General features: G+C 67.3%; 28 protein-coding genes, 1 tRNA gene and 2 pseudogenes. 13 read left to right on the forward strand and 18 right to left on the reverse strand.

Going from position 1 to position 23,023, the window contains the following annotated elements:
* Positions 1 to 124: 124 nt before the first annotated feature.
* Positions 125 to 1,186, forward strand: a complete 1,062-nt coding sequence (locus tag LBW94_RS35075) for a TfoX/Sxy family DNA transformation protein (protein WP_225062071.1) — start codon at positions 125 to 127, stop codon at positions 1,184 to 1,186.
* On the opposite strand, the gene LBW94_RS35080 is transcribed toward LBW94_RS35075, so the two are convergent.
* Positions 1,173 to 1,820, reverse strand: a complete 648-nt coding sequence (locus tag LBW94_RS35080; protein ID WP_225062070.1) for a class I SAM-dependent methyltransferase — start codon at positions 1,818 to 1,820, stop codon at positions 1,173 to 1,175. The two genes, LBW94_RS35075 and LBW94_RS35080, sit on opposite strands and share 14 nt — an antisense overlap.
* Before the next feature lie 131 nt (positions 1,821 to 1,951).
* On the opposite strand from LBW94_RS35080, the gene LBW94_RS35085 reads away from it, so the two are divergent.
* Both LBW94_RS35085 and LBW94_RS35090 read left to right on the forward strand, forming a co-directional pair.
* Positions 1,952 to 3,202 (forward strand): amidohydrolase, encoded by a 1,251-nt coding sequence (locus tag LBW94_RS35085; RefSeq protein ID WP_225062069.1) that lies wholly within the window; start codon positions 1,952 to 1,954, stop codon positions 3,200 to 3,202.
* 10 nt (positions 3,203 to 3,212) lie between these two features.
* Positions 3,213 to 3,764 carry a TetR/AcrR family transcriptional regulator gene (locus LBW94_RS35090; RefSeq protein WP_225062068.1) on the forward strand — a complete coding sequence of 184 codons (552 nt, stop codon included), beginning with the start codon at positions 3,213 to 3,215 and terminating at the stop codon, positions 3,762 to 3,764.
* Between the two features lie 4 nt (positions 3,765 to 3,768).
* Here LBW94_RS35090 and LBW94_RS35095 read toward each other — a convergent pair whose 3' ends face one another.
* Positions 3,769 to 5,394: a DUF4185 domain-containing protein gene (locus tag LBW94_RS35095; RefSeq protein WP_225062067.1), complete on the reverse strand. Its 1,626-nt coding sequence runs from the start codon at positions 5,392 to 5,394 to the stop codon at positions 3,769 to 3,771.
* 211 nt (positions 5,395 to 5,605) lie between these two features.
* Here LBW94_RS35095 and LBW94_RS35100 point away from each other — a divergent pair, with 211 nt between their 5' ends.
* The 3 genes from LBW94_RS35100 (at position 5,606) to mscL (ending at position 7,743) form a co-directional block, all read left to right on the forward strand.
* Entirely contained in the window at positions 5,606 to 6,016 is a 411-nt protein-coding gene (locus LBW94_RS35100) for a DUF4440 domain-containing protein (RefSeq protein ID WP_225062066.1), read from the forward strand.
* Between the two features lie 134 nt (positions 6,017 to 6,150).
* Positions 6,151 to 7,029, forward strand: a complete 879-nt coding sequence (locus LBW94_RS35105; protein ID WP_225062065.1) for a hypothetical protein — start codon at positions 6,151 to 6,153, stop codon at positions 7,027 to 7,029.
* Positions 7,030 to 7,335: 306 nt separating this feature from the next.
* Complete coding sequence (gene mscL, locus LBW94_RS35110) at positions 7,336 to 7,743, forward strand: large conductance mechanosensitive channel protein MscL (protein ID WP_225062064.1); 408 nt, start codon at positions 7,336 to 7,338, stop codon at positions 7,741 to 7,743.
* A gap of 555 nt (positions 7,744 to 8,298) precedes the next feature.
* On the opposite strand, the gene LBW94_RS35115 is transcribed toward mscL, so the two are convergent.
* Positions 8,299 to 9,519, reverse strand: a complete 1,221-nt coding sequence (locus tag LBW94_RS35115; protein ID WP_225062063.1) for an MFS transporter — start codon at positions 9,517 to 9,519, stop codon at positions 8,299 to 8,301.
* A 180-nt stretch (positions 9,520 to 9,699) separates the two neighbouring features.
* Between LBW94_RS35115 and LBW94_RS35120 the strand changes: the two genes are divergently transcribed.
* Positions 9,700 to 10,632 carry an LLM class flavin-dependent oxidoreductase gene (locus LBW94_RS35120; RefSeq protein ID WP_225062062.1) on the forward strand — a complete coding sequence of 311 codons (933 nt, stop codon included), beginning with the start codon at positions 9,700 to 9,702 and terminating at the stop codon, positions 10,630 to 10,632.
* A 94-nt stretch (positions 10,633 to 10,726) separates the two neighbouring features.
* Positions 10,727 to 11,317 carry a TetR/AcrR family transcriptional regulator gene (locus LBW94_RS35125; protein ID WP_225062061.1) on the forward strand — a complete coding sequence of 197 codons (591 nt, stop codon included), beginning with the start codon at positions 10,727 to 10,729 and terminating at the stop codon, positions 11,315 to 11,317.
* An 18-nt stretch (positions 11,318 to 11,335) separates the two neighbouring features.
* Here the strand turns inward: LBW94_RS35125 and LBW94_RS35130 are convergent, their stop codons facing one another.
* From LBW94_RS35130 to LBW94_RS35155, 6 genes are all read right to left on the reverse strand, one after another.
* A complete protein-coding gene (locus LBW94_RS35130) occupies positions 11,336 to 11,524 on the reverse strand; it encodes an acyl-CoA carboxylase epsilon subunit (protein ID WP_225062060.1) in 189 nt (62 codons plus the stop codon).
* A gap of 103 nt (positions 11,525 to 11,627) precedes the next feature.
* Complete coding sequence (locus tag LBW94_RS35135; protein WP_225062059.1) at positions 11,628 to 12,464, reverse strand: helix-turn-helix domain-containing protein; 837 nt, start codon at positions 12,462 to 12,464, stop codon at positions 11,628 to 11,630.
* A complete protein-coding gene (locus tag LBW94_RS35140) occupies positions 12,461 to 12,988 on the reverse strand; it encodes a DUF6879 family protein (protein ID WP_255635200.1) in 528 nt (175 codons plus the stop codon). Before LBW94_RS35140 ends, LBW94_RS35135 begins: the two co-directional genes overlap by 4 nt.
* A complete protein-coding gene (locus tag LBW94_RS35145) occupies positions 12,957 to 13,145 on the reverse strand; it encodes a hypothetical protein (RefSeq protein ID WP_225062057.1) in 189 nt (62 codons plus the stop codon). The genes LBW94_RS35140 and LBW94_RS35145 overlap by 32 nt, the downstream gene beginning before the upstream one ends.
* 16 nt (positions 13,146 to 13,161) lie before the next feature.
* Positions 13,162 to 13,482 carry a hypothetical protein gene (locus LBW94_RS35150; protein ID WP_225062056.1) on the reverse strand — a complete coding sequence of 107 codons (321 nt, stop codon included), beginning with the start codon at positions 13,480 to 13,482 and terminating at the stop codon, positions 13,162 to 13,164.
* Positions 13,483 to 13,484: 2 nt separating this feature from the next.
* The gene (locus tag LBW94_RS35155) at positions 13,485 to 13,706 is read right to left on the reverse strand and encodes a hypothetical protein (RefSeq protein ID WP_266272897.1); all 222 of its coding nucleotides are present in this window, start codon (positions 13,704 to 13,706) and stop codon (positions 13,485 to 13,487) included.
* Positions 13,707 to 13,839: 133 nt separating this feature from the next.
* On the opposite strand from LBW94_RS35155, the pseudogene LBW94_RS35160 reads away from it, so the two are divergent.
* A pseudogene (locus LBW94_RS35160) lies at positions 13,840 to 15,139 on the forward strand (Mu transposase domain-containing protein).
* A 54-nt stretch (positions 15,140 to 15,193) separates the two neighbouring features.
* Positions 15,194 to 15,986: pseudogene (gene istB, locus LBW94_RS35165) on the forward strand (IS21-like element helper ATPase IstB); the annotation flags it as partial.
* On the opposite strand, the gene LBW94_RS35170 reads toward istB, so the two are convergent.
* The 5 genes from LBW94_RS35170 to LBW94_RS35185 all read right to left on the reverse strand — a co-directional run bounded on the left by LBW94_RS35170 (position 15,981) and on the right by LBW94_RS35185 (position 18,758).
* Entirely contained in the window at positions 15,981 to 16,373 is a 393-nt protein-coding gene (locus LBW94_RS35170; RefSeq protein ID WP_266272898.1) for a hypothetical protein, read from the reverse strand. The pseudogene istB and the gene LBW94_RS35170 sit on opposite strands and share 6 nt — an antisense overlap.
* Positions 16,370 to 16,573 carry a hypothetical protein gene (locus LBW94_RS35175; RefSeq protein WP_225062814.1) on the reverse strand — a complete coding sequence of 68 codons (204 nt, stop codon included), beginning with the start codon at positions 16,571 to 16,573 and terminating at the stop codon, positions 16,370 to 16,372. Before LBW94_RS35175 ends, LBW94_RS35170 begins: the two co-directional genes overlap by 4 nt.
* A gap of 286 nt (positions 16,574 to 16,859) precedes the next feature.
* A complete protein-coding gene (locus tag LBW94_RS44540; protein WP_416277017.1) occupies positions 16,860 to 17,291 on the reverse strand; it encodes a group II intron maturase-specific domain-containing protein in 432 nt (143 codons plus the stop codon).
* 190 nt (positions 17,292 to 17,481) lie between these two features.
* Positions 17,482 to 18,339 (reverse strand): IS4 family transposase, encoded by an 858-nt coding sequence (locus tag LBW94_RS35180; protein WP_266272900.1) that lies wholly within the window; start codon positions 18,337 to 18,339, stop codon positions 17,482 to 17,484.
* Entirely contained in the window at positions 18,246 to 18,758 is a 513-nt protein-coding gene (locus LBW94_RS35185; protein ID WP_266272902.1) for a transposase domain-containing protein, read from the reverse strand. Before LBW94_RS35185 ends, LBW94_RS35180 begins: the two co-directional genes overlap by 94 nt.
* Before the next feature lie 178 nt (positions 18,759 to 18,936).
* Between LBW94_RS35185 and LBW94_RS35190 the strand changes: the two genes are divergently transcribed.
* The gene (locus LBW94_RS35190; protein ID WP_225061686.1) at positions 18,937 to 19,470 is read left to right on the forward strand and encodes a hypothetical protein; all 534 of its coding nucleotides are present in this window, start codon (positions 18,937 to 18,939) and stop codon (positions 19,468 to 19,470) included.
* A 76-nt stretch (positions 19,471 to 19,546) separates the two neighbouring features.
* Here LBW94_RS35190 and LBW94_RS35195 read toward each other — a convergent pair whose 3' ends face one another.
* The 3 genes from LBW94_RS35195 to LBW94_RS35205 form a co-directional block, all read right to left on the reverse strand.
* Positions 19,547 to 19,918, reverse strand: a complete 372-nt coding sequence (locus LBW94_RS35195) for a hypothetical protein (protein WP_225061685.1) — start codon at positions 19,916 to 19,918, stop codon at positions 19,547 to 19,549.
* Positions 19,915 to 20,472 carry a hypothetical protein gene (locus tag LBW94_RS35200; RefSeq protein ID WP_225061684.1) on the reverse strand — a complete coding sequence of 186 codons (558 nt, stop codon included), beginning with the start codon at positions 20,470 to 20,472 and terminating at the stop codon, positions 19,915 to 19,917. The genes LBW94_RS35195 and LBW94_RS35200 overlap by 4 nt, the downstream gene beginning before the upstream one ends.
* Positions 20,473 to 20,578: 106 nt before the next feature.
* Positions 20,579 to 20,773 (reverse strand): excisionase family DNA-binding protein, encoded by a 195-nt coding sequence (locus LBW94_RS35205; protein WP_225061683.1) that lies wholly within the window; start codon positions 20,771 to 20,773, stop codon positions 20,579 to 20,581.
* 95 nt (positions 20,774 to 20,868) lie between these two features.
* Between LBW94_RS35205 and LBW94_RS35210 the strand changes: the two genes are divergently transcribed.
* Positions 20,869 to 21,660 (forward strand): helix-turn-helix domain-containing protein, encoded by a 792-nt coding sequence (locus tag LBW94_RS35210; RefSeq protein ID WP_225061682.1) that lies wholly within the window; start codon positions 20,869 to 20,871, stop codon positions 21,658 to 21,660.
* Positions 21,653 to 22,840 (forward strand): tyrosine-type recombinase/integrase, encoded by a 1,188-nt coding sequence (locus tag LBW94_RS35215; RefSeq protein WP_225061688.1) that lies wholly within the window; start codon positions 21,653 to 21,655, stop codon positions 22,838 to 22,840. The genes LBW94_RS35210 and LBW94_RS35215 overlap by 8 nt, the downstream gene beginning before the upstream one ends.
* Positions 22,841 to 22,932: 92 nt before the next feature.
* Here the strand turns inward: LBW94_RS35215 and LBW94_RS35220 are convergent.
* Positions 22,933 to 23,005: transfer RNA gene (locus LBW94_RS35220), tRNA-Asn, on the reverse strand.
* Between the last annotated feature and the right edge of the window lie 18 nt (positions 23,006 to 23,023).

Genomic DNA, 23,023 nt, shown 5'->3' on the forward strand with positions numbered 1-23,023 from the left:
CGGCCGTAGACGTTAGCGATGCGCACGACCGGCGGCACCGGTTGCGCTCAGGGCAATTCCAATTCGGCTGTGCCACCGGAAAATCGGTTGATCCGCGGCCGCGGTTGTGGCGTCATGGTGAGTGATGACCGGTATGCACGCAAAGACCACGCACGGAAAGACGCAGCGCCCCACCGCGGCCCGCACGGCCGGCGACGGGATGAAGCTGCATCGGCGATCGCTGCGGTTGGGCGGACGGGCCCACACCGTGATCTCGCTGCGTCCCGGTACCCGAGCCCGGTTCAGCACCAATCGTTTCCATGAGACCTGGCACGTGGTCTCGGATCAGCACGGCGCCCGGCTGCTGGCCCACCTGCTGTGGGGCCTGTCGTATCAGGCGCGACCGGGCAGCCTCGTGGTCCTCGACCGGCCCTTCCTGGTGCCGACGCCGTTCGACGCCGACCCGGCGGACCCGATCGTGCTGGTACCCGGCTGGTGCACCGCCTTCGACCGGCACCGGGCCGCCGCGCTGCTGCGGGAACTGCCGCTGCGCACCCGCCCCGACGGTACGGTGCGCTGGCGCACCTTCGGGCTGGAACACGGCGAGTACACGCCGGTCTGGGAACCGGAGCGGGGCACGGTGGAACGGCTCGGCGGCACGATCGTCCTCACCCCGCGCACGCCCGCCGAGTGCCGGGACTGGGCGCTGGGCGCGGCGCGGCTGGACCCGCGCCGGTTCGGTTCCGACCACGTCTACCTGGGCCCGTGGGACGGCAGCCATCCGGGGGAGATCCAGATCTTCCACCGCTTCCACGAGATGCTCGGCATCGCCGGGACGGCCCGCCGCCAGGTGCTCGACACCGGTTGCGCCCCGGCCGATCCCGCCGAACTGCGGTGGGCCGTGTGGGGCCGCGCCGAGGTGGTGTCCGGGCGGGCGCACCTGCGCGTGCGGGTGTTCGACGGCGGCGGGTACCGACTGGGCCGGTACGCCGCGCGGTGGCTCGCCGGGGCGGACGTGCATTCCCTGGACGATCTCGTGAAAGTCGGTGCGGCCGAGTCATATCGGCGCATGCGGGCGGCGGGCGTCCGCGGCCTGTCCACACGGATGCTGCGGGCGATGGAGATCGCCGTCGACGAACACGTCCGTCACTCCGGGACACCGCCGACGCGGCAGTTGCCGACGCTGCGTGCCGCTACACCCGGGTGATCGTCGCGAACCAGGCCGAGGCGCCGTGCTCGAGGAAGTTCGTGAGGATCAGATCCGTTGCCACCGTGGCGATCTCCCAGCCGGTGCCGGGGGAGAAGGCCGCCGCGAGCTCGTCCAGGCGCACCGGATGCGGTCCGATGTCCGGGCCGGTATCGCTGAGGCACAACAGATGGAGGGTTCCGCCGGGCACGACGACCGTCGCCAGGCTCGCCAGGTAGGCCGTTCGCTCGGCGGCGTCGAAGCTGTGGAACAGGCCGCTGTCCAGGGCCGTGTCGAAACCGCGCCGCAGCCGATCCAGGTGTAGTGCGTCGGCGACCGCGAATTCGGCGGACAGGCCGCGCGCGGCGGCCTTCTCGCGAGCCAGTGCCAGCGCGGTCTCCGCGACATCCACCCCCAGCACCGGCACGCCGGTGGCCGCGATGTGCAGCGCGTTCTCACCGGTGCCGCAGCCCACGTCGAGCACCGATCCGGTGAAACCGCCCGCGGCCGCGGTCCGCGCCACCGCCGGTTGCGGTCCGCCGATGTCCCACGGCGCGGGGCCGTCGCGATAGGAATCGTCCCAGGGACGGCCGGACCTGCGCTCGTGGCTGGTGGCCGGGCGGTCGCCGGCCGGATCCGAGGGTGTCGCCATCATGTTCCCCCTTCTTGGCCGGTCCGTCCCGGGTCCGTCCCATCCTGGCATCCGGGTCGCCGCGACGGCATTGCTTCCGGCCACGCGATATGTACCATTGGTACGCCAAGGCCGCCGAGAGGGAGGAATCGCCCATGCCGGAGATCACGCTGGACGGGGTCGGCGAGGTGAGTGCCCGGCTCGCGGACTTCTATCGCGACCTGCATCGGCATCCGGAACTGTCGCTGCGGGAACACCGCACCGCCGGCCGGGTCGCCGCGGAACTGCGCGCGCACGGCTACGAGGTGACCGAGCAGGTCGGCGGCACCGGCGTGGTCGGCGTGCTGCGCAATGGCGACGGTCCGGTGGTGATGCTGCGTGCCGACATCGACGCCCTGCCCGTCGGGGAGCAGACCGGCCTGCCGTACGCGAGCACCGTGCGCGACACCGACGACCAGGGTCACGAGGTGCCGGTCATGCACGCCTGCGGGCACGACATGCACACCACCTGCCTGCTCGGCGCGGCCGCGGTGCTGGCGGCGCAGCGGCCGGTCTGGACCGGCACGCTGCTGCTGGTCTTCCAGCCCGCCGAGGAACTCGCGCGCGGCGCCCGGGACATGGTGGGCGACGGGCTGTTCGATCGTTTCCCCACCCCCGCGATCGTGCTGGGCCAGCACGTGGGCCCGCTGCCCGCGGGCATGATCGGGCATGCCAGCGGCTCGATCATGGCGGCCTCGGACACCCTGAACGTGGTGCTGCACGGCCGCGGCGGCCACGGCTCCCGGCCCGAGGCGGGCGTGGATCCGGTGCTGATGGCCGCCAATGTGGTGACCCGCTTGCAGGGTATCGTCGACCGCGAGGTGTCGCCCGCCGAGACGGCCGTGGTCACCGTCGGCCGGTTGCAGGCCGGCACCAAGGACAACGTCATCCCCGACACCGCCGAACTCGGGATCAACATCCGCACCTATTCGCCGCAGATCCGCACCCTGGTCCGCGGCTCGGTGGAACGCATCGTCCGCGCCGAATCCGAGGCCAGCGCCGCGCCGGCCGCCCCGGAACTGGCGTGGACCAATGCCGCGCCGGTCCTGGTCAGCGATCCGGATGCCACCGCGAAGACCGTGGCCGCCTTCACCGCGCACTTCGGCGCCGAACGACTGCTGCCGCTGCCGCTGATCACCGCCAGCGAGGACGTCGGCGTGTTCGGCGAGGCCGCGAAGGTGCCCACGGTGTTCTGGTTCTGGGGCGGGCTGGACACCGAAACGGTCATGACCGCACTCCAGAACGGCCGGTTCGACACCCTGCCCGCCAACCACTCGCCGAATTTCGCACCCGTCCTCGAGCCGACGCTCAGCACCGGGATCGAAACCCTGGTCGTCGCCGCCGGCACCTGGCTCGGCGGCGCCTGACCACCCGGCGATGAGCGCGGACACCCCCCGCGCGCGGCTGCTGCGCCGGGGCGAGCAACTGCTGGCCGGGCGCGGCCGGCTCAGCGACCTGTCGCTGCGCAAACTGGCCGAGCACCTCGGCACCAGCCACCGCATGCTGATCCACCACTTCGGTTCCCGAGACGGCTTTCTCGCCGCGCTGCTGAGCGAATTGCGCCGCCAGGAACAGCGCACCCTGCGCGCGCTGGCCGACCGGGGTGACTACGACGAGGCCCTGCTGCTGCTGGAACGGCTCTACCTGGACCCGGCCCATCGCCCGCGCATCGCCGCGTTCTTCTACGTGCTCGGCCTGGCCGTGCAGGACCCGGCGACCTACGGCGAATTCCTCGACTCGCTGGAGGACTGGATCACCCTGGTCGCCACGCTCGGCGAGCGGATGGGCATGGCGCCGGAGGAGGCGCGGGCGCGGGCACAGGCCCTGGTCTGGGCGGCGCGCGGCCTGTTCGTCACCGCGATCACCCGGGGCGACGGGGCCGCGGCCTTCGAGGAGTTCCGCACCATCGTCCGCCACCTCGGCCCGTAGCGGCTCAGTCGATTCCGGCGTGCAGCAGATACACGTTGTAGTGTCCCCACTCCGAGACGGTGAAGTACAGCTCGTGCTCCGTCGACCACGGATGGATGAACCCGCCGTAGCCCGCCGGATAGTCGGCCGTGTTCAGCAGGGTCGCCGGATCGGACCACAGACCCTGCGGCGTCGCCGACCGGCGCAGCACGATGACGTTCCGCGACACGTCCAGACAGGTCATCTCCCACTGCCCCGCGGCGGCGTCGAACCGCACCGAGACCTCGCCCGCCACTCCGGAAAGCACCGGGCTGGCGGACAATTCGATACCCTGCCCGCCCGGCGCGGCGGGTTGCCAGGTGGGCCGCCAGAATCCGTCCACCCAGTACTGATAGGCGGACTTGTTCAGCACGTCGTCCTGCGCCACCCGCGCCACCGCGAGGGAACCGAACCGCCCGTTGGGAGTTCCGAACATGTAGACGTATCCGTCGTGCGGCACCATCGCCGTCACCTGGAACTGGCCCTGCCCGAAGATGTTGTCCCACCGCGCATACGCGTCCTGGTCCCAGGTCTGCCCGCCGTCGTCGGAGTAGGCCAGCCCGCCGTACGCGGTCCACCATTTCCCCGGCGTCTTCGACCACCGGACCACCGACATGTAGCTCAGGTACTGCCGATCACCCAGCGCGAATCCGGAGGTGGGGATCACGGTCATCTCGAAGTTGTTCACCTTGTAGCTGCCGAGCACCTCGGCCGCGTGGCAGTTCCGATCCGACACCATGCTGTCGAACGACATTCCGTGCGCGAGATCGTGATCCGAGCTGAACGCGAGAACGTTGCTGCGCCAATCGGTTCCGCTGGGCCCGCCGTCGACGAATCCCTGCCCGAAGGTGTCCCCGAACACGACGGCGACCTGCCCCGGGCGCGTCTCCCACATGATCCCCAGATCGGTGTCGTTCACCTGCCAGCGGCTGTCGGTCCGATTCTGCGATCCGGGCCCGGTCAACTGTGTCACCGGGAACACGTCGTGCACCCGTGGCGCCGGTACCGGCCGGCTCACCGGCGCGGGCTGCACCGGCGGATGCACCACCGGGGGCTCCGGCCCCGGCCGTGGTCCGGTCACATCCGGTCCCAGCAGCGACAGCGGCACCGGAATGGTCTCCGGATCCTCCACGATCCGCACCCGTGGCACCTCGCCCGGCGGGGCCGGCGCGGGGGCGGGCGCGGCCTGCGGTGTCGGCGCCGTCTCCGCGGACCCCGGCGGCAACGAATCCTGCGGCCACACCGGTGTTCCCGGCGGAATCGGAATGTCCGTACGCGCCACCCCGCCCGTCAGTTCCGGACACGGATTCTCGCACGGGTCGGCGGGCAGCGGCGCGGCCGAAATCCGGGTCTTGTCAGGCTGTTTCGGCGTATAGAACGGCACCACCTTCGGAACCGGCACCTGCACCGTCGGAGTCACCGGCTCGGCCGGGGGCGCCGGCGGCACCGGAATCTTCGGATCCGCCTTCCGCGCCACCGGATCCAATCCGGCCTCCCCGCAAGCGTTCACCGGCGCGGGCAGCCACCCCAGCGGATCCGCCGCCGCACCACCCTGTGTAACTCCCACGGCGGTCACCACACTCGCCACCACCACCGCGGCCCGTCGCAACACCCGGCTTACTCCTCGATTCGGCACCTTCCCACTGGCTCCCCAACCTATCGTCTCGGCACCGCCGCCGACAGTCTTCCCTCCGACGAGACTGTCTCCCAGCATGATTCGCCGCCGGATATGTGCGGTCGCGCGCACTTCGCCGCCCACGGCATTGACCTCGACCATGGTTCAGGTCCTATGTTCGGGCAAACACCACGAACAGGAGCCGACCATGGACATCAGACCCACCCTGCACGCGACCGACACCGACGCCGCCGCCCGAGCCGCCGCCGAGGAATTCGCCGCGGGCCTCGGGAAGGCGATGCAAGAGAACAGTGCCGACGTCTACGATGCCGCCTTCGCCGAGGACATCCTCTGGGGCAGCCCCTACGGCGCCACCGTCGACGGCTATCCCACCCTCAACGCCATCCACCGCCGCCTGCACACCGAACACGCCGCCCCGCCGTCGCGCTTCGAGGTGGTCTCCGCCCGCCACCCCGCACCCGGCATCCTGATCACCCAGATCCGCCGACAGGCGATCGACCCGGAGGGTTTCTCGGAAATGGCGATGTATGTGCTGGTGGAGCGCGACGGCCGCTGGTGGCTGGCCGCGGGCCAGAACACCTCCGTCCGGGCACGGTAGACGGTTGCGCCCCCGGGTCCTCGCCGAACCGTCTGGTAGGTTCCCCCGACAGCTGTCGCCGAATGTGATCGCCACCGCCGCACGTGTTCTCGGCACCCGGGTCGCGTCACGGGCGGCCCGGCGAGAGAGGTCAGTTGTTCGGAAGTGCGAGCCGGAAGGTCGCTGATGTCGCGCATTCGCTGTCCGAGACCTTGTCGAATGCGAGCCGAACCCTGGCCGGCCGATGGCGGCGGTTCGGCGATACCGTCACCGAGAATACGGACATCCTGCGGCGCCGGGAAACGACGATCACCACCGGGGACGGGCAATCGCCGCCGGTCTCGGGCGATGCCGGTCACGTATTCGCCCCCGGCAACCGGCCGATATCGGACGACGTGGCCGATCGGATCGCGGAGACCGGATGGGACACCGATCCCATCACCCTGCGCACCCACAGCACCGATGCGGGCACGGTGGTCTCACCGCGAAGCTGGGAGGAATGGACGGCCGGCGCCCCGCCGCCTTTCCATTCCGGACTGTTTCGCAGCCGGGACGGCCTGACCGAACTGTTCCGGATGAACATCGACAACGGCGTCCGGCTCGATCGGCTCGAGCCGCGCACGCCGATCAATCCGCACTTCAACTGCCATGGGTACACCTTCAGCCGCAACGGTGGAGCCGGATGGCTGACCGGTAGGCGGGTCGACGGCATCCTCTCCGACAACGGTTTCCGACGAATCTCCGATCCCATCACCGCTCGTCCGGGTGACGTGGTGGTCTACCGGAACGACGACGCCACCATCACGCATTCCGGGGTGGTGGCGGAGGTGACCTCCGGCGAGGTCCAGGTCGACTCCAAACAGGGCCCGCTCGCGGTCGTGCGGCACCGACTCCGCGAGGTCACCGGCATGTACGGCTCGAATGTCGAGGTATATCGCACCGACCGCCCCGGCGGCAGATTCCTCACACCTGTCGAGAACACCGCGAAGCAGTCCTCGTCCTGGCCGACAGCCGAATCGACCCACGACAGCTAGCCCGTTCCGTTCGGTCCGATTCCGGCGTGCTCTTTACACGGACGGCCGCGCGCCCCAAGATTGCTCTGGTGGCCCGCACCCGCTCGCCGGACGGCAGTTGTGGTGGGGTCTACCAGCGCGGACAGCGCCGATGCTGCCGTACAACCCACCCCGAAGGACTCGAGCATGGCGTTGCTGTGGTGAGTGCCGGTGCCGAGGCGGCGGTCCGGCGGATTCGCACGGCTGCGCCGTGGGCGGCACTCGGAGTGGGACCACGTCCGCATTCGGCCTGGCGGGCGCGGGAGAGAACCGATGAAGGAGAGGTATATGAAGGGCTTTCGCACGTTCCTGCTGCGGGGCAACGTGGTCGACCTGGCCATCGGAATCGTGGTGGGCGCGGCGTTCACCGCGGTGGTGAACGGTTTCGTCCGCGCCTTTCTGACGCCACTGGTGGGCTTGGCGGCCGGAGCGACCGGAGACTTCAGCGATCAGGGGTTCGCGGTCGGGAAGGTCGTCTTCCCCGTGGGTGCGTTCTTCACTGCGATCGTGACGTTCTTCCTGGTCGCCGCCATCGTGTACTTCTTCGTGGTTCTCCCGGTCAACGCCCTGACCGCCCGCTTCTCGCCGAACCCCGACCCCATCGCCCCGAAGCGGGACTGCCCGGAATGCCTCAGCACCGTCCCGGCCGAAGCCCGCCGCTGCGCCTTCTGCACGAGCGAACTCGTCCCGGTGTGACGGGCAACCCGGCATGGCCGGCCGGCGCGTGGTCCGGCCGGTTGCGCTTGCCGCTCTCGGTCGGCGCCACGAAAGTGGCTTGATAGCTATCGATTCGGAGTGGAGCGAACGTGATGGTGAAGTCGCAGCGGCGAATTCGTGGCTGACACTGTGTCGACTCGACGGTGAACGCGGTGTCGCCCTCGACGGTCGCCCAGGTCACCTTGTCGCAGTCCCGCCACAACGTATAGGCGTCGGTCGTTTCGGCGTTGCCCACCGCGGTGCCGAACGAGGTCTGTCGATCGACGCAGGTGAAGAACGGCCCGTCCGGGTGCGCCCAATGATCGCCGGGTGTACCGGCCGGTGGTGATGTGATTTGCGTTGTGGTGGTGGGGTTTTCGGTGACGGTCAGCGCGGCCGACCGGGACGGACCCGCTCATCGCGCTGGAAATTGGCCCGCTCGTGGGCGGAGCCGCTCGCGATGGCGGCGGCTTCCCCCAGCCGCAGCACCGTCCGCCGGACGCCCCATCGCACGGGGAGGTTGCCGCACCACGGGACCGGTCCGGCCGGCGGAGGTCACCGGGCGGTGCGGGATGGTGGTTGCCGGGATTCGGCAGGCGGGGGCGGGATGGACACCGGTCGGGATATCGCGGCCGAACTGCGGGCGGGCGGGGTGACGAGCAGGTTGACCACGGCCGACAGAGCTGCGACCGCGCCGAGGACGAGGGGCAGCACCATGATCGGCAGCCCGGCGCCGAGGAGTGTACCGCCGACACCGGAACCGATGGCATTGCCCAGATACATCGCCGACGAGTTCAGCGAGACCGCCACCGCGCCGTCCTCCGGCCGGATAGCGAGCATGCGATGTTGTTGCGGGGCAAGGGATCCCCAGCCGGCGGCGCCCCACACCAGCAGTACGGGCAGTAGGGCGAGGACCGAGTGCGCGGCCAGTGGCAGGATCAGCAGGGCGATGCCGAGCGTGCCGTTGATGACGCTGACCAGCGCTCTGGTGTCCGCCCACCGATCGATGACATAGCCGACCGCGAGGCTGCCGACCAGTCCGCCCACTCCCCAGGTCCACAGGTACGGGCCGAGACTGCCCGGATGCAGGGTGTGACCCAGCAGCACCGAGAGATAGGTGTACATGCCCACGCTGGTGCTGGACGCGCAGATCATGATGCCCGCGACCGCGAGTACCCGGCGGTCGGCGAGTACGGCCGCGCGGGCGCGCAGCGACGGCGCGGAGGCGGTGATCCGCAGGCCGGGCAGCAAGGCCGCGATGCCGATGGCGGCGACGAGGGTGAGCGCCACGACGAGCCAGATGGTCCATCGCCAACTGGTGTGCGCCGACAGCACCAGCCCCAGCGGTACGCCGACCACGACACCGCTCGACATGCCGCCGGTGATCATCGCCAGGGCGCGGCCGCGGCGCTCCGGCGACAGCAATCCGACTGCGGCAGTGGCGGACATGGGCGCGTAGAGGCCCGCGCCCATGCCGGCCAGCGCTCGCGCGAGCAGCAGTACCCACAGCGTCGAGGACAGTGCGGTGAGGACGTTGCCGAGGGTGAAGACGGCCAGCGCGAGCAACAGGATTCCCCGCACCGACCGGCCGGCCGCCACGGTGGCGAACAGCGGGGACAGCAGGGCATAGGAGAGCGTGAACACCGTGACCATCTGGCCGACGGTGGCCACCGACAGATGCAGGTCCGCGCCGATGACCGGCAGGATTCCGGCCACGACGAACGCGTCGAGCCCCAGTGTGAACGAGCCGATCGTGAGAAGTAGCACTCTGCGCATCGACGGTCCCCAATTGTCGAATGGCCGTGCGACTTTCGCCGCGCGGGCCGCGTACGATACTCGGGCTATATTATGACCGATCGGTCCAGAAGTCAATCCGGCCACACCGCCGCACCCGCGGCGCGCACGATCCGAATTTCGTTGTGGCCCAAGCCCGGAAGGCATGCGAGGATCATCGAGATGGAATGGACGCATGAGCGGTACCTCGACACCATCGAGGCCGAAATGGCGCTGATGGCCGCGGCCGCAACGAGATCGGACCCGGCGGCGCGGATTCCGAGTTGCCCGGAATGGTCGGTCGCCGAGCTGGTGGTGCATACCGGTCACTTTCTGCGCTGGGTCACCCACGTGCTGGCCACCCGCACCCGGGAGCGCGTCGCCCTGCCCGCCGAACTGCTCGAATTGCCCGGTGATCCAAGGGATTACGCCGGCTGGTTCGCGGCATCGGCGGCCGGCGTGCTACCGGTGTTGCGGCGGGCCGACCCGGACACGCCCGTGTGGACGTGGGGGGCCCGGCCTCGCGCCGAGTTCTGGTTGCGCCGGGTGCTGCACGAGATCACCGTGCACCGCAACGATCTGGAGACGGTCGAGGGATCTCGACAGTTTCTCTCATGCCGGCCAGAACGGTTACGGCCTGCTCGCCTCGCCCTGTCCAAGGATCTGGATTTCTACGCCGAATCCAACAAACGTCTACGCAAGGCCTACGCCGAGTCGGGCTATCCGGAAACCTCCAAGATCGTCATCAGCCTGCCGGTGTTCGTCGCGGAGACCGACGCGGAAGCCTTCCGGGTCGGTGACGCGCTGTTCGACAAGCATCTCGACATCTGGGTCGCCGCCGAATCGTGGAGCGGGCACCGGTCCGCGGACTACCCGACCCACACTGATATGGGTTCCATGCTGCGCAGCCGGACCGCGACCCAGCGGCGGGAGAGCGGCAGCGGTTTGTTCGGCTCGCCGGAGCGGGTCGCCGACCAGATCCGCGTATTACAGGAGGCCAGTGCGGTCGACGGGCTGATCGGGCAGGTCGACTTCGACGGGGTGTCCGGCGTGGTGGCCGAGCGCAGCCTGCGCCTGTTCATCGACAAGGTCATTCCCGCCATCGGCGATCTGTGAATCGCCGCCACCACGGATAGGCGGGCAACGTCCGGCCGGCGACCGCCGGCCGGACTCGCTGCGTGTCCCGATCGGCTGGTCGTAGATTATGTATGTGTCCGATACGCAGATGGGTCGCCCACGGCAGTTCGACGGGGAGTTGGTGCTCGAAGCCGTGACCCGGTGCTTCCACGAGCGGGGCTACCACGCCACCACGATGTCCGATCTCCTCGGCGCGACCGGCCTGCACAAGGGCAGTCTGTACGGCGCCTTCGGCGACAAGCACTCGTTGTTCGTGAGTGTGCTGCGGCGGTACGCGCAGCAGCGGCTGGTCCTGGTCGATGCCGATCTCGGCGACGCGGTCTCACCGCTGGCCGGCATCCGGGCCTATCTGGACCGTCAGGCCCGGGAGGCGGTGATGGGCCGGGGGTGCCTGCTCGCCAACAGCGCGCTGGAACTGCTGCCCGGCGACGACGCGGTCGAAGAAATCATTCTCGGGCAACACCGGGACGTCCAGCAGCGGTTGGCGCAGGCACTCGAACGCGCCGGCGCGCGCGGCGAGATCCCCGGTCGTCGCGCCGTCGAGCCGATGGCCCGCTCTCTGTTCGCGATGATCCAGGGACTATGGGAACTCGGGCGGGTCGCCGACGATGTGACCGCCCTGCGGGAGATCGTTGACGGGGCCGTGCGATCGCTGGGTGCCTGACGCACCGGTGACGTCCGCTCAGGCCACCATCCAGCTGTGCCGCGCCACCGCCGCGATCCGCCGCTCCGGATGGATCCAGCGCACCGGCGCCGGCTCGTGCGGCTCGGTGCGGGCCGCGGCTCGGCCCGCCACCACCGCCAGCAGGGCTGCCAGTTCGGCATCGTCCGGACAACCCTTCTCGATCCGGATCGAAGGTTCTGCGCTCATCTCGAATCACCCTGTCCTGCACCGTGACTACTGGGTTGGTTGCCGTGCCTGTGCCGCGCGTCGCCGACGGCGCTCTGCCCGTCCCGGTTCGTTCGCGTATGCGCTATCTGGACCGGCTTTCGAGGGCCCTGCCGATCAAGTCCCGTGCTCGGTCGCCGGTCACCGATTGACCGGCCAGCACATCGAACGCCCGGCCGAACAAGGCGATCTCTCGGGGTTGGGTGATGGTCAACTCTGCCGTGGTGCCCTCGACCTTCACCACTCGGTCATCCATCATGACGAAGTTCTCCGCAGCCGCCTTGGCCTCGGCAACAGCTGGAACGATCCCCAACGTGACCCGGGGCATGCCGAGAATAGATCTGAGCCGGTCCAGCTGACCGATCATGATGCCGTCACTGCCGACTGTGGTGTACAGAGCTTGTTCGGCTATGAGGAAGTGGAACAAGCAAGTACCCCGGTACAGGATTCTCTGACGGTCCATGCGGACCGATACCGACTTATCGATGTCATCAGGTACCCGGTAGAACTCGACGGCATACCGCAGAATCGCCGATGCGTAGTCGGCGGTCTGCAACAAACCCGGGATCACCTGAGGCTGCCAGTTGCGAATGATCCTCGCCTCGGCTTCGAGCTTCACCGACTGCTGCTGCCGGGCCTTGTGCCCGGTCGCCAGCACCCGCCGCCACTCGATGTACGCGGCATCGAGGTTCTTCAGTGACGCGACCAGGTCCGGTAGTTGTTCCTCGGCGCCGCAGTGGACGCAGTAAGCCCTCAGGTCCGTCTCTGACGGTCTGATCCGGCCGTACTCGATCTTGCTGCACTTCGATTCGTGCCAGCCCTCACGACGGGCAAGCTCTCGGGCAGTGACCCTGGAAGACTTTCGCATCTCCCGAAGCCGCTGCCCGAGTGCTTCCCGTTGCTGTTGAACGGAATCGGTCACCGGTGTCCGGCGACGTAGTCGGGGAACGGAGTAGCCAGCGACCACAGCCGCTCGACAGCATCCCGGTAGTAGCTCACGATGCCGGGATCGGTGGTTACCGCCGCCCCGGCCGGCTTACCGGCGGAGTCGACCAAGTTGAACCCGATGGTGGTCCCGTCGACGACCCAAGCATCGTCGGCAGGCACATCCCTGACGAGATGCCTTGCGAGATAACGGACATCCTCCCCGGCTTCGATGTTGTCGCCGGTCTCGGTCAGCAACCAACGCTGATAGTCCGACATGGGCTCGGTGACCACCCGGACGCGTCGCACTGCGACACCCCGGGCGGTGGCGTCCTTCACGACTTCAGCCCATGCTTCCCAGTACTCGTCCGGCTCGCTGAGTCTCGGCTCACCGGCAAGGAACCGCCGCAGCGGCTCTGATTCCGCCGGCACTGCATAGGTGTCCCGAACTTCGAGGTGCACGGCGTCGTATCGGGCGTGCCCGAGTAGGTCAGCCCACGGCGTAGCTGTCCGCAGCTCCATAGAACGTCCTCCGAATCTTCGGCACCTCGATAGCCGATTCGTCGTCTGCAAGGGTCAGCTGCGCCAGGTCCTCCGGGTCGGTGACCGGCCGACCCGTGAGGCGGAAGGTTCCCCGGCCGGTGTCGGTCATGGTCGCGCCAATGAAGGTATCCGGCACTGCGAAAGGTTTACCGCTACCTGTCCACCGAGAAGGCTCCGTCCGCCTCCGGCTTGAGTGTTGGTAAGTAGTCCTCGATGTACTTGGCAACCAGCTCGCGCGTCCACTTCAGCCATGCAAGGCGATCGTCATACGCGATATGCGGATTCGCTCCATGCCTCCGTGGTGTCGCAAGAGCAGCAAGCTTTTTCGCTTCTTCGGCGTCTACCGAAAGGGCCGTCCGCAGCCGATCCCACGAGGCTTTCTCCCGGCTGTTCCGCGGATCGGACTCGTCGACGAACTCCTGACGGAGACTCTCCAACGCGCGGTAGCAATAGAACACGGCGTCGTCAGACAACCTCAAGGCTGACCGCATGTCAGCAAGGCGTGCCGGACGTTGGCATTGGCGGCGATCAACTGCGTGTAGCGCTCGATAACTTCGGCGGACACTCGCGATTCGGGCGAACGGGCGAGACCGGGAAACTGGGTCAGCGTGCCGATCACCGACCGACCGTCGATCGTCCCGGTCAGGAGTTGGGGTTCAAGTGCGGCGCCGAGCTGAAATCCGAGCGAGTCCAGCAATCCGCGGAGCATCGCTTCGGTTTCGGCCCACAACGGTGACAAGACGTTTGAGTCCTCGGTCAGGTCGCCAGTGAACGGCGACTCCGGAAGAGTGAGTCTCAGGTTGAAAGTCGCCCCGTGTAGCGCGACGTCGATCTTACGGTCGGGCAGCTCGACGGTCCGTGCTCCGTCGAAATACCACCCCCCAGTCTGCGGGTGGACGACACCCGGGGTCCGGAAACGACACCAGCCCGACCCGTTCGAACGGTTCGTGGACTATGTGACCGCCCGCCTGACCGAGGACCCGCACCTGTGGGCGCAAACCCTGTTCGACGAGCTCGAACCTCTCGGGTTCGGGTTGTCGTATCAGTCGCTGACCCGCAACATCCGCGCCCGCAAGCTCCGTCCGGTCTGCCAAGCCTGCCGGAGGGTGACCGAACGCCCCAATGCCGTCATCGCGCACCCACCCGGTGGTGAAACCCAATGGGACTGGGTCGATCTGCCCAACCCACCGCAGTCGTGGGGGTGGGGCGCGAACGCGCACCTGCTCGTCGGGTCCCTGGCCCACTCCGGCCGCTGGCGCGGCTATCTCGCGCCGCCTACCACCGACCAGCCGCACCTGATCGAGGGCCTGGACCGGGTCGCTCGCGCCCTGGGCGGGGTGACCGGGTCGTGGCGGTTCGACCGCATGTCCACTGTCTGCTATCCGTCGTCGGGGCAGGTCACCGCGTCGTTCGCCGCGGTGCTCAAGTACTACGCCGTGCTGCCGGAGATCTGCCCGGCCCGCGCGCGAACCGCAAAGGAGTGGTCGAGAAAGCCAATCACACTGCCGCGCAACGCTGGTGGCGCACCCTCGCCGACGAACTCACCGTCGAACAGGCACAAGCGAGCCTGGACAAGTTCTGTTCACTGCGCACCGACACCCGGCTGCGGCCGACCGCCGACGGCCGGGCCAGCGTCGCGACGATCGCGGCACGAGAACCATTGCGGCCGTTACCTGCTGACCCGTATCCGGCGATGGTCACCGAACCGAGGGTTGTGTCCCGGCAGGCGATGATCTCCTGGCGCGGCAACCGCTACTCGGTGCCTCCCGAGCTGGCCGCGGCGACGGTCATCGTCGCACAACCGTTACGCGGCAACACCATCGACATCGCCACCACAGCCGGGATCGTGATCGCCCGACACGAACGCGCCGCCGACGGCCTCGGCGCCACGGTCCGTGACCACGGCCACGTCGTCGCGCTCGACCGCGCGGCGATGGAGTCGGCGAACACCGGCCGCCCGCACCGCCGCAAGGAACGCATCCCACCCGGCGACGCCGCCCGCGCCGCCGCCGCGCCCTGCGGGCAGCCGCCGATCCCGCCGACACCAGCACAGCCGCATCGGCGGTCACCAGCAACATCACCGATCTGGCCGCCTACGAGCGCGCCGCCACCGCCAGGAGCCGCAAATGACCACCAGCCCGAACAAGACCGCCCGCCGAGCCACGAAAGCCCGGCGCCGACGAGACCGCGACCCGCTACCAGCAGCTCCGCTCGCATCTGGCGACGCTGAAACTCCACGCCGCCGCCGAAGCCCTCCCACGGATCCTCGAAGACGCCGTCGCGCAGAACCTCTCGGCGACAGCGACTTTGGAGAAACTACTACGCATCGAGGTCGACGACACCGAAGCCCGCTCGGCTGAACGGGCGTCTCCGGTTCGCGAACCTGCAAACCCCCGCGTCGCTGGACAACTTCGACGTCGATGCCGCCTCCGGGATCGACCGGCCGCTGCTCGACGAGCTCGGCACCTGCCGGTTCCTCGAATCCGCGACCAACGTCCTGCTGATCGGCACCCCCGGCACCGGAAAGACCCATCTGGCAACAGGACTCGCCCGCGCGGCCGCCCACGCCGGTTACCGCACCTACTTCACCACCGCCGCCGATCTGGCTGCCCGCTGCCACCGCGCGGCGATCGAGGGCCGGTGGGCGACCACCATGCGGTTCTACGCCGGACCGGCCTTGCTCGTCATCGACGAACTGGGCTACCTGCCGTTGCTTACCGCCGAGGCGGCATCAGCCTTGTTTCAGGTTGTCTCGCAACGATATTTGAAGACCTCGATCGTGATCACCACCAACCGAGGTGTCGGGTCGTGGGGCGAAATCCTCGGAGACAACACCGTCGCGGCCGCACTCCTGGACCGCCTGTTACACCGGTCGATGGTCATCAACCTCGACGGCGACTCCTACCGGCTACGCGATCATCACGCAACCGCGGACAACCTCCGGCGGGCAACCACCGGCAATCGCGAGCCCCTATAATCGTGACCGCCCACGGCTGATCTGAGCCATAGCCCAGGCCATGCGGGCGAGCAGGTGCCCAGGGGATTCGTCGAGCGGAATAGCGTTGCGCCGCTGGGGAAGTACCTGCGCAAGCTGACGGTCGTACTCGACCTGCCACACGGCGAGATCGAGCATCGACGTCGACGGGATCGAAGTGGCGCCGGCCAGGGTCAGATCCAAGGTCTTCAGGTCGGGTTCGAGGTTCCCGGACTGGCGGACCGCCCAGCCGTAGATGATGTGCTGGCAGCCAGCGATGTTCGATGCCACGTTCACCAGCTCCACCAACGCGGGCGCGATCGAGCAGGGCTGCCCCGTCCACGTGCACAGGACCGCTGTGGACAACGGGAGTTCGGCGGGTCTGTTCATCGTTCAGCGTCCTCGTCGTCGCCCATCATGTCCCAGCTGCCAGGCTGCTCGGATTCCGTTGGCCGGCGCAGGTATTCAGTCGTCCGGGTGCGACGTCGGCGCCCCGCGAGGATCATCCGCACAGCAACGGCCGAAGGGAGAAGTACCGCGGCGGCTATCGCGATGTCGATCCACAGTTGGTCAGCGTGGTGGACTGTCATTCAGCCCACCTCGTCGACGGTGAGCGCCACGGGTGGCCAGACGTCGGTTGCTCTGGCCGGAAGCCGGACCCGTCCAGCGGTGACGTCTCCGGCGAGCCGATCGAACGCCGCGGCGTGCAGCAGGAATGCGCTCTGGTCGTCCTCGTGCCGCGGATGCCCCTGGTATCGCGCGAGGAGAAGTTGGGTCGGCCACGGGCGCAGTGCCCGAGTTGCCTCGGGTCTGTTTCCCGTGGCCGCCCGCCGAACCCGCCGTGCGCCTCTCGACGCAACGGGCTCTCCATGGATGTCATGCCTGTGCGAGTGCTTCGAGTTGTTCCGCCCGAGCGCTCCATGGTGTCGGGATCGTGTAACCCCGCCATCGATATCGCTCGATAACTATTGTCGCAGGGTCATAGAGCACGGTCCCATTGGCGGCTGGCCAATACACCGGGTACCGAGGGTCGGAATACCGGCGTCTCAGATTCGGCCAGCTCATTCGCCGGTGTTTCATTCTCAGCCAATTTCCCACTTCCCGCCACATGTAGTGGCGGAGGTAGCGAAAGGTCGCCGATGAGACACCGTGCCGGAAATACATACACCAGCCCCGAACCACACTGTTCAGGTATTTGAGCAACTCTTCCAGCGGTTTACCGGTTGTCGATCTACTCGTCATGATCCGGACCTTCCCGACGATCGAGTGCAGCGATTTCTTCGACGGGTAGGTATAGATCAATGCCACGTAGGGTAAGTGGTGCGTCCGTGTGGTTTGTCATGCGGCGGGTAGGCGTCGCAGGTTGATGGTGGCCGGGCCGGTGTGTCGGATTCCTTTGTCGCACTTGCGTTTTATCAGGTAGGCGTTGTGACGTCCGCGTTTGATCTTGCGTGGGTAGCTGCGGTGGCGCCGGGGTGGGTTGAGCCGGGTAGTGATCTCAGTGGCGACCGAGGCGGTCACGTCGGGGTCGGTCCAGCGGTGAGGGGGGAAAAGCCGCCGTGCCGGTGGCGGTGCGGCGGATGATGTTGAGTGCGTGGATGAACGATATTCGGTCGGGGTCCAGGTCGGCGGCTTCGGCGGCGCGGGCCATGACCGCGGCGATGGCGTAGTGGACGGTCAGCCACGCCCAGATCTCCTGATGGACCAATTCCGGCGACTTCGACTGGAGTACGGCGCCGGGGCCGCGGAGGTGGGTTTTCAGCTGGTCGTTCGCGGTTTCGTGTTCCCAGCGCTCGTGGTAGGCGCTTACGATCTGGTCGGCGCGCACGGCCGCGGGATCGGTGAGGGTGGTCAGCAGCACGATCAGCTCACCGTCGGGATTACGGTCGGGCACATCGTATTCCACGACGCGCACCAGGTGCGCGTCCTCGGCTTCGTCGAGGTCCTCGCCCGCGGCCGCGGCGGCCAGGATCGCTGCACGCCGCCGTTTCGACTGCACGGCAGGATCGATGAGTACCGACACGTAGGTGCCGTCCGCATGTACCCGCACCACCGGCAGGCGCAGATTGGTCGGTGCTCGCCACACCAGTTCGGCCCCACCGGCTTTCGCGGCCGCCCACGCATCGAAGGAGTAGAAACCCCGGTCCGCGCACAAGATCTCGTCACCGAGCAGCCGCGGATACAACCGGGCAGCCGCGGCACGTTCCCCGACAGTGATCGCGGTAACCTCCGCGGCCAGAAAAACATGCGTACCGCACTCGCTCAACGCGACCACCCGCGCTTTCGGATAGGTCGAGCGGTTGTCCCCGGACCCGTGATACCCGAATTCGGCCACATTCGATTCGGTGTCAGCCACGTCCACATCGAAACCGTCGATGGCCACCAGCCGCGCCCCGCCAGCCACGCCCCCCGCGTCGCCGGAGTCGCCACCGGTGCGGCAACCGACTCGAACACCCGCTCGAGAACCTTGGGCCCCAACCGTTTACGCGCCTGGGTGATCCCCGATGCCGTCGGCGGCGACCAGCCCGCATCCCAGCAACCCCACCGGGTCAGCGCCCCGGTCACCTTCACCGCGACCTCCTCATAGGAATCGCCGCCGAACAGGCACAACGCCATCGTCAGATACGCCACCACATGCGGAGGCAACTTCCCGCCCGACCGCTGCGCACGCGCCCCGCACACCATGACCGCATCCTCCACCCGAGCCCGGTCCACAACCCCTGCCAGCACACCCAGCGACACCATGTCCGGCGTCGCCACCACCACGTCCGTCACCCCCGAGACACTGCCACACCCCCACCACAAGCACCCGAAAAATCAAACAGCACAACCAAACCACACGGACGCACCACTTACCCTACGTGGCATTGGTCTATAGCCCTCCGATCTTTCGTATATGTCCAGCGTGTCTGCTGGTTGTACCTAAGTCCAGTCCGATGTACGGTACGAATTTATGAGTGCAGACACGCCAGAACCGGTACCGAACGAAGGAAAAGCAGGTGAAGTGAAGTGGGTGGAATACCTCTCCGGTCCTCGGGAGGCACGGATCACACTGTGGGGTCATGACCTCCAATACGAGATCGGTGTGAGCGATTCCGAGGACGACCCGCGCGTGGTCGAACTGCTGATCCGCAGCACCAGTGAGGCGAGACCGATCACTCAACGTGATCTCCGGCGGATTCCGCTGGAGCGACTGAACGGCGCCGCCAGAGTTTTCGTCCGTGGCGGCTTCCTGGAGAATCCCGAGTTCGCGTGGACACATTTCGGTCATCCCGAGAAGCACGAGCCGCAGAAACCTGGACCGCGAGGTTACGACGACGATTTCTATGCCGAAATCGCTCGACTGGCGCGGGATGCGAAGTCGATGAAAGTCAGTGCACGCCAACATATCTCACATAACAAACAGGTCGGCGTACATACCGCCGATAAATGGTTGAAAGAGTGCCGCAAGCGAGGGATTCTCGTGCCGGGTGAACTACGGCGGTGAGGGAAACCGGCCGACGACAACAGCGTGCAGGGCGCGGCCACACCGGCCGCGCCCTGGGATCCGCTGAAGGGGTGACTTACCGGCCCCGGCCGAGGTGGACGCATTCCCGCGCGGTGGTGATCGCCATCTCCGCGCGGACCGCCTCCGGCTCGTCGCAGATGGCGATACGGACCGCCCACCCCTTGCCCTGCCGATAGAGCCAGGCGTCCGGAGGACCGATCACGTTCCGCCCGCACGCCCAGACGGTCGCCGCAGCGCTGGTCAGCAGCGCGCCCTGCTCCCGTGTCACACCGAAATGCGGAGTGACAGTGACTGTCCCGCTGTGATCCATGGTGATGACGCCGAGGAACAGCTTGCGGCCGCGACGCTCGATGTCTCCGAACGGGCCGGTGTGGTGGACCCCGACGCTGTGCAGCAGGTCGAGCAGGGCCGGTTGCGCCGAGGTCACCGGGCTCCCTCGGCGCAATAGGTGCAGCTGTACAGCTGGACAGGGAATCCGTTGCCGACCGGCATCCGATCGACGTCCGGAGCATCCAACGCAAGCGAGCACCACAGGCAGTGGTTACCGTCGCGCGGGTCGGCGGCGAGATCGACAGTCCCGGTCGGGTGCCCCGAGGGCGGTGACTGGCGGCAATCCCAGCAGCGGACCGGCACCCGCGGCATCGGCGACATCACGCGGCTGATCACGGTGCCGCAGTCGTCGCACAGAAGGTCCTGCCACGGCGACGCCTTCGTGACCCCGAACAGCTCGTCCAGCGGGATGGACAATGCGAGGTGACCGGCGGCGAACGCATCGGAAACGCGGAGGTCGCGCTTGCCGGCGAGGGAGTTGCCCCACTGCAACGGGCTGATGCCCGCAGCGTCCGCGACGTCGCGGATGCTGCGACCCTGATCCTTCATGGCGCCGAGGATCCGGCCGATGACCCCGGCGGCGTACGCCTCAGACGGGGTGGGGGCGGTGTCGGTCTGGTCGCCGCGGCGGTGCGGCTGTATCTTCGTCATTTGAGAGAATTCCTTCGTCAACACGGTTGGGTTTTCTTGCTGGCCCGGTGATCGGCGGTGGGCGCCGATCCCGGGCCGCCCGGTAGGGCGACGCGGTGGGGATTCATCACGCATCCACCGATTGGGCACTCAGCGCGGCGATGAACTCAGTGATGGCGTCCTCTGGGATGAGTCGGCGCTTGCCGACCTTGACGAACCTCAGGCGTCCAGCGCCCATGAGGACATACAAGTGAGACCGTCCGATACCGAGCTGTTCGGCAGCGGCGGGAATCGAGTGCAATCGAGCTTGACGGGCCGTCATCCGTTCTCCGATGTTCTGTAATACGACTCAAGTTCACATAACCGAACCTGATCCGGACAGTAGCGGACGCTTCCGGATCGTGCAACTATGTCGCAATGCCGAACATTGACGACCAGGCGAAGCAGTGGCAGACCGACCAGGCTGGACGTATCGGCGAGGCCGTCGCTGCGCTGAGGAAGGCGCAGGATCTTACGGTTGCCGAACTGTCCGACAAGACAAGGGAATTGGGCTATCCGATACACCGAGTGGCTATCACCAAGATCGAGACCAACGCCCGGTCCGGAAAGATGGATCTGGCCGAGCTGATCACACTCGCCGCCGCACTCCACCGTTCGCCTATAGAGCTCATCTACCCGGAGGTTCCGGACGGCCCGGTGATGGTGATCCCTAGGGAAACCGACTCCAGCTTCGGTGCACTGCAATGGTTTTCAGGCGAAGTGCCCGTGGCGGCCAAAGGCGCAGTGTTGAACAAGGGCGCCTTGCTGATGGCGTCGCGCCACTATGCAAGACTGCGCGCGAGGAGCCACCTGACCGAATTGGGCATGCGCCGGTCGAGCGCCGACCCTGACCGCATGATGGACGCTGCCGAGGTGACTGAAACCGTCGCCCGTCTGCGGGTGCAACTGGCGGAAGTGCGAGCGGAAGTTCTGAAGCTCGGTGGCGTTGTGATCGAACCCCGCACCACCTCGGGTCATGAAGCCCGATGGCGGCAGGCGCGGCTCGAGCTGATCAGTGGCTACATGGACAAGTGGGGCATGTCATTCGAGGAACTCGACGAGAACGGACGACTCGAATTGCTGAAGCTCATGGATGCGCATCTACGTGCAGCTCGCCAGGTTTTCGATGATGAGTTCCTCGATGACGAAGCGGACTCGCGCGATGCCTAGAGAGCGCATGCGCCCCGGCGAGTGGGGGAAGATCAAAGTGCGCGAAACCGGGCCGGGCAAGTTCACCGCAGTGACGTACATCCGCGATCAAGACGGCAAGCGGCGCGAGGTCGAGCGCAGCGGCCGCAGCGAGGAGGATGCTCGCCGGAACTTGTTGCGAGAGTTACGCTCCCGATCGACCCCCATATCGTCGGTCGCGCTCGTGACCGACAAGACGACCTTGTCTGAGTTGTTCAGCGCATGGCTGGCCACCAAGGGCAAGCTCAAGGGACAATCGGCCACCCAGTACCGGCGTGGCTGGAAGCGTAACGCCGAGGAACAGATTGGCGCACTACGCATCCGTGAGTTCCCCACCAGCCGCGGTGAAGCACACCTGAATCTCATAACCGAGCGCAGCGCCTCGGCGGGTAAGCAGTTGCGGACCATCCTCGTCGGCATGTTCGGCCTGGCGGTCCGCTACGACGTGATCCCAGTGAACCCGATACGCGAAACCGAGACCGTGAAAGTTCGCAAGGCCGACGCACGCGCGGCTACACCCGCCGAGTTCGCCGCTATTCGTGCAGCGATACGTGAGTTCTGCGACCGCCCACGCCGGAACGGACCGAAGCCAGGGCGACTACTGCCCGTCGTCGTCGAGGTGCTCGGTTCCACGGGCTGCCGGCCGAACGAGTTGCTCGCCGCGCGGTGGTTCGAGGTCGATCTACTGGCAGATCCGCCAACCCTGACGCTCACCGGAACAATCATCGACCACGGGCAGGCCGAGGACCAGGACGGCAATCCCCTCCCTGTGCATCGCCAGGACGAACGAAAGGGGGGCGCACCGCCACATAGATTGGTATTGCCAAAGCTCGCGGTCGCAGCGCTGACGGAGATGGTCGGCCAGTCCGGCGAGTACGGGCAGGTATTCGCGAATCGCAACGGTGGTTGGATGAGCCTCGCCAATCTCCGCCGCGCGATGCGCGACGCTCTACCTGAGGAACTGAAGTGGGTCACGCCGTATTCGTTCCGGCGAACGGTGGCGACCGTGGTTACCGGTGAGCTTGGCCTCGCAGAGGCGCAACACCAGCTGTCGCACGCCCGGCAGTCGACCACCGAACAGCACTATGTCGAGCGCCAAACGCAGGGGCCCGACGTCCGGGCAGTGCTCGATCGGTTCGCGTCCGGGAAAGTACGGGATTGATTGTACGGGGAATATACGGGGAAATCGGCATACACATCCCCAGCTACGAAACAACCCCCTACCTGTTTCTGCTGGTAGAGGGTCGTTTCCTGCTCCCCCATCTGGACTCGAACCAGAAACCTGCCGATTAACAGTCGGCTGCTCTGCCAATTGAGCTATAGGGGATTGCTCCGGTTCGCCGTC

The organism is Nocardia sp. alder85J (assembly GCF_020176955.2).
GTDB lineage: Bacteria > Actinomycetota > Actinomycetes > Mycobacteriales > Mycobacteriaceae > Nocardia.

Excerpts from the sequence above, each read along its gene's own strand:
- LBW94_RS35075 (WP_225062071.1), top strand. The coding sequence starts at position 125 with ATGACCGGTATGCACGCAAAGACCACGCACGGAAAGACGCAGCGCCCC.
- LBW94_RS35080 (WP_225062070.1), bottom strand. The coding sequence starts at position 1,820 with ATGATGGCGACACCCTCGGATCCGGCCGGCGACCGCCCGGCCACCAGC.
- LBW94_RS35085 (WP_225062069.1), top strand. The coding sequence starts at position 1,952 with ATGCCGGAGATCACGCTGGACGGGGTCGGCGAGGTGAGTGCCCGGCTC.
- LBW94_RS35090 (WP_225062068.1), top strand. The coding sequence starts at position 3,213 with ATGAGCGCGGACACCCCCCGCGCGCGGCTGCTGCGCCGGGGCGAGCAA.
- LBW94_RS35100 (WP_225062066.1), top strand. The coding sequence starts at position 5,606 with ATGGACATCAGACCCACCCTGCACGCGACCGACACCGACGCCGCCGCC.
- mscL (WP_225062064.1), top strand. The coding sequence starts at position 7,336 with ATGAAGGGCTTTCGCACGTTCCTGCTGCGGGGCAACGTGGTCGACCTG.
- LBW94_RS35115 (WP_225062063.1), bottom strand. The coding sequence starts at position 9,519 with ATGCGCAGAGTGCTACTTCTCACGATCGGCTCGTTCACACTGGGGCTC.
- LBW94_RS35120 (WP_225062062.1), top strand. The coding sequence starts at position 9,700 with ATGGAATGGACGCATGAGCGGTACCTCGACACCATCGAGGCCGAAATG.
- LBW94_RS35130 (WP_225062060.1), bottom strand. The coding sequence starts at position 11,524 with ATGAGCGCAGAACCTTCGATCCGGATCGAGAAGGGTTGTCCGGACGAT.
- LBW94_RS35140 (WP_255635200.1), bottom strand. The coding sequence starts at position 12,988 with ATGGAGCTGCGGACAGCTACGCCGTGGGCTGACCTACTCGGGCACGCC.
- LBW94_RS35170 (WP_266272898.1), bottom strand. The coding sequence starts at position 16,373 with ATGAACAGACCCGCCGAACTCCCGTTGTCCACAGCGGTCCTGTGCACG.
- LBW94_RS35175 (WP_225062814.1), bottom strand. The coding sequence starts at position 16,573 with ATGACAGTCCACCACGCTGACCAACTGTGGATCGACATCGCGATAGCC.
- LBW94_RS35190 (WP_225061686.1), top strand. The coding sequence starts at position 18,937 with ATGAGTGCAGACACGCCAGAACCGGTACCGAACGAAGGAAAAGCAGGT.
- LBW94_RS35200 (WP_225061684.1), bottom strand. The coding sequence starts at position 20,472 with ATGACGAAGATACAGCCGCACCGCCGCGGCGACCAGACCGACACCGCC.
- LBW94_RS35205 (WP_225061683.1), bottom strand. The coding sequence starts at position 20,773 with ATGACGGCCCGTCAAGCTCGATTGCACTCGATTCCCGCCGCTGCCGAA.
- LBW94_RS35210 (WP_225061682.1), top strand. The coding sequence starts at position 20,869 with ATGCCGAACATTGACGACCAGGCGAAGCAGTGGCAGACCGACCAGGCT.
- LBW94_RS35215 (WP_225061688.1), top strand. The coding sequence starts at position 21,653 with ATGCCTAGAGAGCGCATGCGCCCCGGCGAGTGGGGGAAGATCAAAGTG.